This is a genomic window from Moraxella nasovis (assembly GCF_022701215.1).
In the GTDB taxonomy this organism is placed as follows: domain Bacteria; phylum Pseudomonadota; class Gammaproteobacteria; order Pseudomonadales; family Moraxellaceae; genus Moraxella; species Moraxella nasovis.
Map to the genome: position 1 here is coordinate 226,845 of NZ_CP089976.1, position 11,885 is coordinate 238,729.

At 41.0% G+C, this 11,885-nt stretch carries 13 protein-coding genes; 4 read left to right on the forward strand and 9 right to left on the reverse strand.

The features are described 5' to 3' along the window. Window positions 1-63 precede the first annotated feature (63 nt). The 4 genes from LU293_RS01115 to LU293_RS01130 form a co-directional block, all read right to left on the reverse strand. Window positions 64-1,743: a DnaJ domain-containing protein gene (locus LU293_RS01115; protein ID WP_242748096.1), complete on the reverse strand. Its 1,680-nt coding sequence runs from the start codon at window positions 1,741-1,743 to the stop codon at window positions 64-66. Window positions 1,744-1,864: 121 nt separating this feature from the next. Continuing rightward, the gene (locus LU293_RS01120; RefSeq protein WP_242748097.1) at window positions 1,865-2,332 is read right to left on the reverse strand and encodes a surface-adhesin E family protein; all 468 of its coding nucleotides are present in this window, start codon (window positions 2,330-2,332) and stop codon (window positions 1,865-1,867) included. Window positions 2,333-2,373: 41 nt separating this feature from the next. Further along, the gene (locus tag LU293_RS01125) at window positions 2,374-2,937 is read right to left on the reverse strand and encodes a PM0630 family protein (protein ID WP_242748098.1); all 564 of its coding nucleotides are present in this window, start codon (window positions 2,935-2,937) and stop codon (window positions 2,374-2,376) included. 8 nt (window positions 2,938-2,945) lie between these two features. After that, window positions 2,946-3,302, reverse strand: a complete 357-nt coding sequence (locus LU293_RS01130; RefSeq protein WP_242748099.1) for a hypothetical protein — start codon at window positions 3,300-3,302, stop codon at window positions 2,946-2,948. Window positions 3,303-3,428: 126 nt separating this feature from the next. Here LU293_RS01130 and LU293_RS01135 point away from each other — a divergent pair, with 126 nt between their 5' ends. The 4 genes from LU293_RS01135 (at window position 3,429) to rnhB (ending at window position 6,581) form a co-directional block, all read left to right on the forward strand. Then, window positions 3,429-3,824: a helix-turn-helix domain-containing protein gene (locus LU293_RS01135; RefSeq protein ID WP_242748100.1), complete on the forward strand. Its 396-nt coding sequence runs from the start codon at window positions 3,429-3,431 to the stop codon at window positions 3,822-3,824. A 100-nt stretch (window positions 3,825-3,924) separates the two neighbouring features. Next, window positions 3,925-4,623 carry a Smr/MutS family protein gene (locus tag LU293_RS01140; protein ID WP_242748101.1) on the forward strand — a complete coding sequence of 233 codons (699 nt, stop codon included), beginning with the start codon at window positions 3,925-3,927 and terminating at the stop codon, window positions 4,621-4,623. Beyond that, window positions 4,616-5,842, forward strand: coding sequence for a lipid-A-disaccharide synthase (lpxB, locus tag LU293_RS01145; protein WP_242748102.1), 1,227 nt, complete (start codon window positions 4,616-4,618; stop codon window positions 5,840-5,842). The genes LU293_RS01140 and lpxB overlap by 8 nt, the downstream gene beginning before the upstream one ends. Next, on the forward strand, window positions 5,835-6,581 hold the full coding sequence (gene rnhB / locus LU293_RS01150) for a ribonuclease HII (RefSeq protein ID WP_242748103.1): 747 nt from the start codon (window positions 5,835-5,837) through the stop codon (window positions 6,579-6,581). The genes lpxB and rnhB overlap by 8 nt, the downstream gene beginning before the upstream one ends. Before the next feature lie 23 nt (window positions 6,582-6,604). Here rnhB and LU293_RS01155 read toward each other — a convergent pair whose 3' ends face one another. The 5 genes from LU293_RS01155 to hisS form a co-directional block, all read right to left on the reverse strand. Beyond that, the gene (locus tag LU293_RS01155) at window positions 6,605-6,766 is read right to left on the reverse strand and encodes a hypothetical protein (RefSeq protein WP_242748104.1); all 162 of its coding nucleotides are present in this window, start codon (window positions 6,764-6,766) and stop codon (window positions 6,605-6,607) included. 252 nt (window positions 6,767-7,018) lie between these two features. Further along, window positions 7,019-8,434: a ribosome biogenesis GTPase Der gene (gene der / locus LU293_RS01160; protein ID WP_242748105.1), complete on the reverse strand. Its 1,416-nt coding sequence runs from the start codon at window positions 8,432-8,434 to the stop codon at window positions 7,019-7,021. Between the two features lie 168 nt (window positions 8,435-8,602). Next, a complete protein-coding gene (gene bamB / locus LU293_RS01165; RefSeq protein WP_242748106.1) occupies window positions 8,603-9,778 on the reverse strand; it encodes an outer membrane protein assembly factor BamB in 1,176 nt (391 codons plus the stop codon). 37 nt (window positions 9,779-9,815) lie between these two features. Next, window positions 9,816-10,577, reverse strand: coding sequence for a YfgM family protein (locus tag LU293_RS01170; RefSeq protein ID WP_242748107.1), 762 nt, complete (start codon window positions 10,575-10,577; stop codon window positions 9,816-9,818). Window positions 10,578-10,587: 10 nt separating this feature from the next. Continuing rightward, window positions 10,588-11,868 (reverse strand): histidine--tRNA ligase, encoded by a 1,281-nt coding sequence (hisS, locus tag LU293_RS01175; RefSeq protein ID WP_242749588.1) that lies wholly within the window; start codon window positions 11,866-11,868, stop codon window positions 10,588-10,590. Window positions 11,869-11,885: the final 17 nt, after the last annotated feature.

Here is an 11,885-nt window from a genome sequence, read left to right on the forward strand (position 1 = left end):
TATACCTCCATAAAATCTACCATCGCAAGCATATCAATAAAATTTACCAACGATAACTCTTTATCAAAATTGACTTTTATCAATAATGCTTGTTCGCAAATTACCATTTACCTGCCGCATCAAATCCAGCTCATAACTTTGATAACTGTAAAAGTCTAAAATCTCATCAACTTGAGCGTACATAGTATCATCACCAAATAGATTGTCATAACCAAACCAAGCATTCCCATAAGCATATTTCACAATATATTCTCCGATAGGCAAATTAAGATTTATAATATCGCCTCTACGCACAAAGTACCAAGCGACCTCACGATGATTATTTGCATCAATAATTTTAATAAGATGATGATAATGACGATTTGTTTTAATTTGCAGGTATGTATCACCATAAAGATCGGGCTGATTTGTCTCCCCTGTCCATGGCAGTGGTTTAACCTCTAAAGCCACAGTATGTAACTGTGCTCGAAGATAATCAGTGCGCTCCTTCAGTTGTGGAATTTCACAGCGATAACGCATTGTTTTAGCAATATCCACCCTATTACTATTTGTGTTAGCATAATCAATACATTTCCTCTCACGCCGCTGATTAATAGTTTTTTGCTCATTTCTTATTTGATTGCGAAAGTTGGGATGTAAAGCATCCCACACAGCATTAATCTCTGCCACAGCCGCATGATATTCAGCTTCAGCAGCTGCGTAATCTGCATTAATCTGAGCTTCGGAAGATACTTGCTCAGCAGCTATCCGTGCTGCATTAGCCGCTTGTTCAGCAGCCATTTGTGCCGCAGTAGCAGTCTGCTCTGCAATCATCACTGCTTCAGCAGTTGTTTCATCCCAACCATGCTCTACCTCATCACTCTTTATTGTCGGAACGGTGGATAATGAATCCATGCTTGAAGTACTGTAGTCAATGACAGATGTATTGCTAGAAATTACAAACATCTGGATAATTAATGCAATTATCGCAATACACAGTAATGAATAATCTTCTTCATAAACAGTATGACTAGGCTTATCATTAGGGTCCCGCGGGTCAACCCCGAAGCGATTCGCCCCTTTGCTAGGTGGTAAAAACAATAGTACAATCGGCAATAAAGGAATGAGTGACCACCAGCCAGAATGATTGCAATCGTGCAGTCTCTTGATGACAAAGTATTGCGATACAACCAGGGGTAAGGTAGTGATAACACCAACGAAAAACAAGCCCACACCAGCGAGTTCAACTCCCACCATGGATAATGACACCAAAATAGCCTGTCCTATCCAAATCGCCGCCACCATTGTTGACAAATAACAAATGGCATAAGTTCGGCGTCGCATCCGTCCACGCACGGAAAAATAGTCTCTTTCGATAGGTTTTGGGTTTACCATCTCAGATGAAGTCCTAATGTCATCACTTGACACATATTCATCATTTCGCCTATCCTTATCGCCCTTGCTAGTAGTATCATTAGCGGTATGATATTGCGAAGTATGATCAAAAGATGAATAACGAGAATTTTGCTCCGCTCGTCTTTCCTGCTCATCAATCCACCGATCATACTCTGACCTTCTTACCGGATCAAACAAAACCTCATAAGCTTTATTAATCAGCTTCATGATACGCTCAGCTTCAGGATCGCCTGGGTTTCTATCAGGATGATATTTTTGTGCCAACGCCTTATAAGCTGCTTTGATGACAACGGCATCAGCCGTTCGAGCCACCTTTAAATTATCATAATGTGTATGAATTTTACCCATATCAACAAAAAGCCAATAATTTGAATTTTCTGATGATTTGACCTTGCTACAAATCCATCAAGACAATATTAAACAAACATCAAAGACCGGCAATCACCAGTCTTTGATAATAAAAATACAATCAGCTTGTCTGATTGGTTATACTTTGCACCTGATACGCCAGGCAGATGTTCTGAACGATTCCATCGCCTACCGTATCAGGAATGGCTCTCATCCAACTATCAGATGAGTAAGTGAGCACATAACCAGCCCCACTCCAGACAACTTTATTTCCATTTTTTGTATAATAAACCATATCCCCAATCGAAAATCTCTTAGCAGAACAATCAACATACCATAGCTCTTTGGACTCTTGATACACTCGGCCATCTCTCAATTTCTGCGCACCAGGATATTCTTTTTTAACCCAAGCCATCACATAATATTTGCCTTTACTATAACCATTAAAATAATAACCTTGAATACTACTGTGGTCAATATAAGTTTTCTCTTTACCTTCATAACTACTTACGGGTGAAACAACCCAATTTGCTGCTATCGCTAATTGACTGGCAAAAGCTAGACAAGCACAAAAAACTAATTTTTTCATCAAAATTTCCAATTTTCTTTATTATGTCGGTAGTAAGTAATCTAATCCACAATTTCAAATTTGATACTACCAAAATCAACTTGGCCAACTTTCACAGACATCAAGTAAACACCCTTTGGTGTTCTTGCTGATTCAAATACCCAGCAAGAACTCAAGCTGTTAGTTTTGCTTATTTGCTTTCTATTATAGCCATAAGTATAATTAGTTATTTGTCCTCCGTTATGAATCTCGTCTTCAGTGGTATTTTGCCCGAAAAATGGTACACCTAAACGAACAGACTGCGGTAAATTAAAGAGCTCACTAATATAATACTGATTGTCATTTGGTACGGGGTAAACCTGCCAGCATATATTTTGATTTTTCCTCAGAGAAACTTGATTTCCACCTACCGGCCCTCTTCTGCCAGGCTCATAAACATCAACATATATCCTGGGCTGGGCCTGTGTTTGATAGTAATAATAGACGTCCTGATTGTTTTCATAACGAGCGTTTTCTACGCCACGATTATAAGCTCCAAATATATTTGGGATGTAGGTAGCATTTACCAATGTACTAAACGCGCTAAATAAAGCAACCGTTAAAACCAAGCCTGCTGATTTTTTCATTGAAGCTCCTAAATGCAAATTCCATAACTATTGTCTGACAACTGCCAAGCTCGCCCATTTTGATCTGTACCATTTTGATAAAGCATCATCATCCCCGATGTGTAAAATCCACTTAATTTAATAATACTAGCCTGTCCCGCATCCCACCATATAACCGCATAATGATCAAACATACTATACTTGCCCATATATGCATTGCCGGTAGCTTCGTTGAGCTCTTGTCCACTATAAATATGAGACTGCACCTGATATGATTTCGACCAAGAATAATTGGTTTGATATTTTGCGCATACTTTTTTAACCTCGTAAGCGCTTGCTTGAGTCATTAAAATAAATCCAAAACCCAAAAATAAAAGTCTTTTCATGAAGATTCCATTAATTGCAAAAAATTATTCGTTCATGTTACAATAAGCCATTAAAACTTTAAACCAACCATCAATTCCCATGTGCTAACTGCCAGTTGGTTTTTTATATAATTATTGTAGGTTTCTATGATTAATTTTGACACCATTCGTGAACTGCGAGAAAATCGTAGTTGGACACAAGAAGAGATGGCAGAAAAGCTTGGTATGACCAGAAATGGTTACGCCAAAATTGAACGTGGCGAGAGCACGCCAAACCTCGAAAGATTAGATGAAATTGCAAACACTTTAGGTGTTAAAGTTATTGAATTACTAAGGCTTGATAATAAACACGTTGTCTGCCAGATTAGCGAAAATCATAGTAATAATCACTACTATAATAATGACCAAAATCTTACAGTTGAGATTGAGAAATTAAAACTCATCATTGCTCACAAAGATGAGTTAATCGCCCAAAAAGACGAACACATTCAAGCACTTAAACGCTTAGCATACAATAACAACAAAGTCATCCCTGAACTATAATTAATCAAAATAAGCTAGTTGTCAGAAACATTCATCTGACAACTGGCTTATACTATACTCAAAAAGTTAAGCTTTATCTTTATTCATTTTGGATCCACCAATGACCACCTTCAAAGACCTATTATCCAAAGATTTTCAAGCCCAATTAAAAGACTTGGGCGGTAAATCCACCAAACCCGAAACCGACATCAATGGCAAACCGACCAGCCAAAGCATCATGAAGCAAGGTGATGTCGCCAAACAAGTCAAACGCTTTAATAGCGAACTTATTGACGATGATAAAGTGCTATTCATGCAAGCGATGAGCGGTGTCGCCCCACTCAAACACGAAAAAACCATCGCCCAAAAACCCCAAAAAGACGACAACGCCATCTACCGCCGTGCCAATGCCGAAGGGGGTGATGAGCTTGGCGGTGTCAATTTATCGGATATGCAAGCTTTATTAAACCCTGTGGCAGGCGAAGCTTTTTTGAGTTATAAAAACCCCACCCTACAAAATAAAATTTTTGAACAATTAAAACAAGGCAAATTGCGTTGGTATGATGCCGTAGATTTGCATGGGTCTAGTATTGAAGATGCCAGAAATGCGGTCTTAACACTCATTCATCACGCCAAACAAAACGGCGAGACAGTCGTAAAAATCGTGCATGGCAAAGGCACAGATGCCATCATCAAAACCTGCGTCAATGGTTGGTTACGCCAAATCAGCGATGTGATGGCGTTTGTCTCCGCCCCTGCCAATGATGGCGGTAATGGGGCGGTACTTGTCCTACTAAAACGCAATAAAATCAATGGATAACAAACAACCACTCACCATCGGCATCGTGGCAGGCGAGATCTCAGGCGATGCACTGGGTGCAGATTTCATGCACAAGATGAACGCCATACACCCAAATATCCGCTGGGTGGGAGTGGGTGGCAATCAAATGGCGAAAGCTGGGCTAATCTCCATCATTGATATGCGTAGATTATCGGTTATGGGGCTTACCGAAGTCATCAAGCATTTGCCTGATTTGATATTGGCAAAACGTCAAATTTTGGGCGAATTTCATCAAGCAGGCATTGATATTTTTGTGGGCATTGACGCACCTGATTTTAATTTAAGATTAGGTAAGGTATTAAAATCAAAGGGTATTTTTTGTGTGCAATACGTCAGCCCTAGCGTGTGGGCATGGCGTGAAAATCGCATTCATGGCATCAAACAGGCGACCGACTTGGTGCTGTGCTTATTTCCTTTTGAGTTAGATGTTTACCAAAGGCACCATCACCCTGCCGTATGTGTTGGTCATCCTTTGCTAAATACACTGACGGCAGATGAACGAAAGTTACCCATCATTAGGCAAGAATTTTTTAAGCGGCACCACCTGCCAATTCAAGCTAATCCCAATCACCCTACCATCTGCGTCATGGCAGGCTCTCGTCTATCGGAGATTAATGCTATTTTACCGCTGCTTGCTAAAAGCATGCTACTGATTGCTAAAAGCTTGCCTAATTGTCATTTTGTTTTGCCTGTAGTTAGCCAAGAACACGCCGATTATACCAGTAATCTGTTGCACAAACACGCCAATGACATCATCAAACTCACCCATATCATTTGTCAAGCAGACACAAATAACACACTCACCACAAGCCAAACTGCAATGAATGCAAGCGATATTATTTTATTGGCATCAGGCACTGCCACACTAGAAGCTCAATTATTAGAACGACCCATGGTAGTTGTCTATAAAATCAGTCCTATTAGCTATGCTATCGCTAAAAGATTAGTTAAAACCCCTTATGTTGCTCTACCAAACATTTTATCAAATCAACAAAAAGGGTGCGCCATCGTGCCAGAACTAATTCAAGAAAATGCCGAACCCAAACAGATTGCAGAGTACGCCTTAATCATCTTAAACGATACAAACCAAGCACAACGCCAAAAACTGCATCAGCTTAATACTTGGTTACGTCAAGAATCCACCGCCAATCCTGCTGTCAGCACGCTTAATTATTATGGTAAGTTTTGTCATGAATAAGCCAGCACATACGATTTCATCACATGATAACTACTGTGCCATTAAAAGCCAAATTAACACACCTTTTGATGGTGTGACGCCCATCGTTATTGGCGTTGATGAAGTTGGGCGTGGCTGTCTGTTTGGTCATATGACGGTCAGTGCAGTTATCTTATCGCCAAAGCTTACTGGCGAATTTGGAGTTATCGATCTATCGGCTTCACCTATCGCTTTATTAAATGACAGTAAAAAGCTTAGTCCTAAAAAGCGAGCATTATTATCTTCTCACATTCAGTCCATCTGCCAAAGCTATGTCCTTGTTGATATTCCCGCCTTTGTCATTGACGACATCAACATCTATCAAGCAACGCTATTAGGTATGCGATTAGCGATTGAGCATCTCATCAGTTTAAATCACATCACGCTTTCGCACGCTCCATTGATTATCATTGATGGCAATGCCATGCCAATACTTTCTGATCGTTTTTTGTGTTATCAGTCACGTCTTCAGACACTGATTAAAGGCGATAGTAAACACAGCAGCATTGCTTGTGCGAGTATTTTAGCAAAAGTACATCGAGATGATAGCATGCTGCATTATGCCAAACTCTACCCTGATTATGGACTGGATAAGCATAAGGGCTATGCTAGTAAATTTCACACTCACGCCATCACTACTTTTGGCATATTGCCCGAACACCGTAAAAGCTTTAACCCAATGAAAACCATGCTTTTGACAGCTAAAGATACACCAAATTAATCGCTTTAAGCCTACTAAACTACCTAATCAAATGCTTGCCATGATAGTGCAAGTTTTGCTCTTTTTCTTGCTTTTTTATGGCGAGTTTTTGGATTATCTTTATCATGCACGCCGCCTTTTTGAAAATTAATGTGCTTTGCGACATAATTTCTAACTTTAATCTGCTTAGTTGTTATATTCATCATCAGTATCCTTCATATTTTATTATATTTGCCATTTTAATTTAATGCTCACTACATTTACCCTATGAATAGTTTACCCACCTAAAGCAAATATATCCGTGCAGTTGTTGTATCATCAATCACTGCAAATCTTAGAATATTCACCTGCATAAAAACGGCACTAAAGTTAAAGTGCCGTTTATATAAAGACAGATTTGATAAAATCAAGTCTACTAAAGCAGGGGAACCCACTCGCTTTAGTGCCGTCTAACCAAACTATCGCTTTTTCTCACGCTTTTTAAATTCAGCGATACGCTTTTTCTCACGCAATTTTTTGGCTTTATTTTTCACCACAGGATTTTTTTTGCCTTCATATGGGTTGGCGTTTTTCTTAAACTCCACATGTAACGGTGTACCTTCAAGCTTAAATACATTGCGATATACATTCTCCAAATAGCGTTGGTAGCTTTTTGGTAGGGCTGAAGTTTGGTTGCCATGAATAACAATCACAGGTGGGTTATGTCCGCCAAGGTGTGCATAGCGAAGTTTAATACGTCTTCCATTCACCATTGGCGGCTGATGCGATTCTACGGCATCTTGTAAAATCTGTGTTAAACGAGAAGTGGATACCTTAAACATCGATGCATCATATGCCTTATGAATGGAAGGATATAGATTGCCCACACCGTTTCCATATAAAGCAGAAATCAGATGAATCTTCACCCAAGGAATAAAGTGAAAACGTCTATCCATCTCAATCTTAACAATGTCTTTTTGGTCTTGGCTTAGCCCATCCCATTTATTAATGGCAATGACAATCGCTCGCCCTGCATCTAATGCAAAGCCTAGCATATGTAAATCCTGATCAACGATGCCCTCTTTGGCATCAATGACCACGACGACGACGTTAGCATCTTTAATGGCTTGTAAGGTTTTGACAACCGAGAACTTCTCCACCTTTTCGTCGATACGCCCACGACGACGTACGCCTGCTGTATCAATGAGTGTGTATTTACGCCCTTCTCGCTCAAACGGAATGTAAATACTGTCTCGTGTCGTGCCAGGCATATCAAACACAACCACCCGCTCTTCGCCAAGCAAGCGATTGACCAAAGTTGATTTGCCGACATTTGGCCTGCCGATGATGGCAAGCTTAAGACCAGCTTCGTTTTCTTCTTCGGGTAAATCTTCGGCAAAGTCTGCTGTCAGCACTTCAAGCAGGTTGTGTACACCCTTGCCATGACTGGCTGCCATTGGTACTGGCTCACCAAAGCCCATGGCAAAAAACTCTGCCGATGCCGCCTCATGCACGCCATCCATTTTATTAGCAACCAAAAAGACAGGTTTGCCAAGCGTATGTAAAAAACGTGCAATCTCTTGGTCTGCTCCAATCATGCCAGAGCGTGCATCTACGACAAATACGATGATATCTGCCTCATGAATGGCGGTGTAAGATTGGGTTGCCATATAATCATCGATATTCCCCGTGCCATCATCAGCCTCACCGATACCACCTGTATCAATAACGATAAATGACTTATTTTCATAAGTCGCATCACCGTACTGACGATCTCGAGTTAAGCCTGCCATATCTGCCACAAGTGCTTGGCGAGACTTAGTCAGCTGATTAAACAGCGTAGATTTACCAACATTAGGTCTGCCGATTAAGGCGACAACTGGTTTAATACTCATAATTTCAACTTTTAAATTTTATATCTCAAAAACACCACAGATGCCATACACTTTCGGGCATCTGTGATTATCTTTTCCAATAACAAGACGGTCTAAGTCAGTCAATTACCACACCCAATATAAAAGCATTGTAATCATCACCTTTAGCTAACTTAAAAAGTTACAAACTTAAAACCGCCAAACATTCACCACGCCTGCTTGAGTTTGGGTATAAAGACGATTTTGGTTGCTCTGCAAACTCGTCAGACGACCTTTAGATTTTTCACGACTGATGATTTTACCTGATGTGTCAAATATGTGAATCACACCTTCAAAATCACCCACAACAATATAATTACCAATGGCGACAGGATTGGTTAATTTGCGGTATTTTAACTCTTTATTTTCCCACAATACATCGCCTGTTATAGCGTTAAAAGCCGTCACATCGCCACTTGTACTTGTAACCACAATCATACCCCCTAAATGCGTAGGGGTTGTTAAGCTTTTGATTGGCTTAGCAAACATCTTCTGTCCTGTGGTCATATCAAAGCCAACAAATGGACCGCTAAAGCTTGTTACATAAAGACGACTACCCACCACAAGTGGCATAGCATCGACATCTTTTAGATGATCAGTCATACTACCACCTGCCGCCATACCAACAGCACGAGTCCACATTGGCACACCTGTTTGTATATTAAGTGCATGAATACGCCCATCAGTCGTGCCAAACACTGCTGTATCTCGATCAATTGCGATTGGCTTAGCAGCTCCAATAATACCTAGAGTGCTAAACTGCGTATCAAACTGCCAAACCACGTCGCCTGTTGCACGATCCAAACCGTAAAGCGTTCCATTGTTGCCAGAAAGCAGTACTCGATTTGAGCTCACTAAAGCGGGGGTATAGCTGACTGTAGGCAGGCTTTTTGCCCATAAGACATTACCATTATTAGCGTCTAATGCCACAACCTTGCCTGAATGCGTGCCAACTACCGCCACTTTACCATCTAAGCTTAACGCCACCGCACTGGTAATCGCATCTTTGACAGCGATAGACCAAAGCTTGCCTGTGGCATTTATTGCACTTACCACACCACCTTCGCTGGCTGCAAAAAAAACGTCACCATGAGTTGCCACCTGTAAATCTGTCGTCATTTTCTTATTAAGTTTTAGCGATCTAGGAATTTTACCGTCAGTATCTAATCGCTGCTCAAGCTGTAACTGCAACACAGTCATTGGGGCTTGAATTTGCACAAGTTTTGCAGGCGTTTTTGGTTCAGCCTTTAAAGTTTTACTACAACCAGTTGCCGTCATAGCAAGTAATGCACAAGCAAGTGCTGTGTGAATCATTTTTGTACGCATGGCATTTCCTTTTTAAAATTACGATAATAATTAATGCTTAGTGTGTAGCTTCAGTGATTTGTGCTGACTGTTCGTCAATGACCACTGATGGCGTGCTAATCGGTTCTACCTCTACACCCAAAGACTGTAATTTTAGGCTAAGTAGTGCACGCTCTTCTTGGCGATCACGCAAAGACTCCCAAGCAGCGGTATAGGCAGCTTTTGCATTCTCGATGTCATTTTTTGCCACATAAATATCGCCAAGCACTTCTTGTTTTGACGCCTCAAAGGCTTCTGGCAATGCTTTTTGCATCACTGCTTTTGCACCATCTGCATCACCCTTGGCAAGCAAAACTTGAGCAAGGCGTAAATCTGTAATCGCCATCAAGCCTGCATCATCTAGCTTAATCGCTGCCGCTTGATTTAGTGAATCAGCAGCAGCTTGATAGTCTTCTTCATCACTTTGGTGGCGTGCTTTTAACATCAATGCCTGCCAAGCGTAAACACTATCGCCATGCTCTGCCACAAGCTTATCAATATCAGTATACAGCCGAGCCTTATCATCTGCCAATGCTTTTTTGGCGGTGTCGTCAAGATCAGGGTTTTGCTCGGCTAAAATAACCGCGTCATTTCGTTGACTGATTGACGCATAACTATCGGCTGCTACCACATCTACTTTGGCATAATGATTTTGATAGTATTGCCACCCAAAAAAAGCCGCCAATACCAAAATAATCGCCCACAATATCTTGCTACCGTGCTGTTTTAAGGCGTTTAGTGCTTGTTGATTGTCTTGATTTTTATCTGCGTTTTGTGTCATATTCTTCTCTTTAAATTTTAAAATCAAAGGCGTCTTTTGACTGAGATGATTGCTCACCTGTTGCCATATCTTTTACACTTACCGTGTCGCCTGCCACTTCGTCAGCACCTATAATAACGGTGAATGCAGCTCCTGATTTGTCCGCTTTTTTCATTTGTGATTTTAATGAAGTTGCTGAAGCCATTTTTACTTTAAGGCTTGGGCGTGCGTGTCGTAATTGGTTGGCATACACGACAGCATGTAAATACTCATCTTCACTTGCCACCACGAACACATCACAATCAGAAACATTCTTTAGCGGGGCAACTTCATCAATAAGCAACATCAATCGCTCCAACCCCATTGCAAAACCTACCGCAGGCTCAGATTGCTCAGGCTTACCTTTGACAATACCTACCAAGCCATCATAACGCCCACCGCCACACACGGTTGCCTGCGAGCCTAGCTTATCTGTTACCCACTCAAAGACGGTTTTGTTATAATAATCAAGCCCACGAACTAATTTTTCGTTAATTTCAAACTTAATACCAAGTGCCTTTAGATAGCTTTGAACTTGATTAAAGTGAGTACGACTCGCCTCGCCTAAAAAATCTGATAATTTTGGTGCACCAAGTAGTACCGCTTGAGTTTGCTCATCTTTACTATCCAAAATTCGTAAAGGATTTGTGGTTAATCGCCTTTGGCTATCGTCGTCTAGTTTATCAAAATGCGTGGATAAGTAATCCACCAAAGCCGTCTTATAAGCCAATCTTTCATCGGCTTCTCCAAGTGTATTTAACTGCAAACAAACATGATCAGAAATGCCAAGACGCTGCCACATGGTATAAGTCAAAGCGATAAGCTCGCTGTCAGCGTCAGGCGACGGGCTACCAAAGCTTTCTACACCAAGCTGAGTAAACTGACGATAACGCCCTTTTTGCGGACGTTCATAACGAAACATCGCCCCCATGTACCAAAGCTTAGGCGTATCACCACGAGTTAGATTATGCTCCACCACTGCACGCACACACCCTGCTGTCCCTTCTGGACGTAAGGTAAAGCTAGCACTTTCGCCCTTTTCGCTGTTTTGGGAATTATGATTGGCGACGCTAAACATCTCTTTTTCTACAATGTCGGTTGCTTCACCCACACCACGAGCGAACAGCTGTGTTTCTTCAACCAATGGCAGACGAATTTGACTAAATCCATAGCCATCAAGCACTTGACTTAGTATATTTTCAACGTGTCGCCATTTTTTAGCATCGCTTGGTAAAATATCATTAAAGCCACGAATGGCGGTGATTTTACTCATCATTTACTCACTTGTTA

What these genes read in the sequence shown, in the direction of transcription:
- LU293_RS01115 (WP_242748096.1), bottom strand. Translation starts at nt 1,743, where the DNA reads ATGGGTAAAATTCATACACATTATGATAATTTAAAGGTGGCTCGAACG.
- LU293_RS01120 (WP_242748097.1), bottom strand. Translation starts at nt 2,332, where the DNA reads ATGAAAAAATTAGTTTTTTGTGCTTGTCTAGCTTTTGCCAGTCAATTA.
- LU293_RS01125 (WP_242748098.1), bottom strand. Translation starts at nt 2,937, where the DNA reads ATGAAAAAATCAGCAGGCTTGGTTTTAACGGTTGCTTTATTTAGCGCG.
- LU293_RS01130 (WP_242748099.1), bottom strand. Translation starts at nt 3,302, where the DNA reads ATGAAAAGACTTTTATTTTTGGGTTTTGGATTTATTTTAATGACTCAA.
- LU293_RS01135 (WP_242748100.1), top strand. Translation starts at nt 3,429, where the DNA reads ATGATTAATTTTGACACCATTCGTGAACTGCGAGAAAATCGTAGTTGG.
- LU293_RS01140 (WP_242748101.1), top strand. Translation starts at nt 3,925, where the DNA reads ATGACCACCTTCAAAGACCTATTATCCAAAGATTTTCAAGCCCAATTA.
- lpxB (WP_242748102.1), top strand. Translation starts at nt 4,616, where the DNA reads ATGGATAACAAACAACCACTCACCATCGGCATCGTGGCAGGCGAGATC.
- rnhB (WP_242748103.1), top strand. Translation starts at nt 5,835, where the DNA reads ATGAATAAGCCAGCACATACGATTTCATCACATGATAACTACTGTGCC.
- LU293_RS01155 (WP_242748104.1), bottom strand. Translation starts at nt 6,766, where the DNA reads ATGATGAATATAACAACTAAGCAGATTAAAGTTAGAAATTATGTCGCA.
- der (WP_242748105.1), bottom strand. Translation starts at nt 8,434, where the DNA reads ATGAGTATTAAACCAGTTGTCGCCTTAATCGGCAGACCTAATGTTGGT.
- bamB (WP_242748106.1), bottom strand. Translation starts at nt 9,778, where the DNA reads ATGCGTACAAAAATGATTCACACAGCACTTGCTTGTGCATTACTTGCT.
- LU293_RS01170 (WP_242748107.1), bottom strand. Translation starts at nt 10,577, where the DNA reads ATGACACAAAACGCAGATAAAAATCAAGACAATCAACAAGCACTAAAC.
- hisS (WP_242749588.1), bottom strand. Translation starts at nt 11,868, where the DNA reads ATGAGTAAAATCACCGCCATTCGTGGCTTTAATGATATTTTACCAAGC.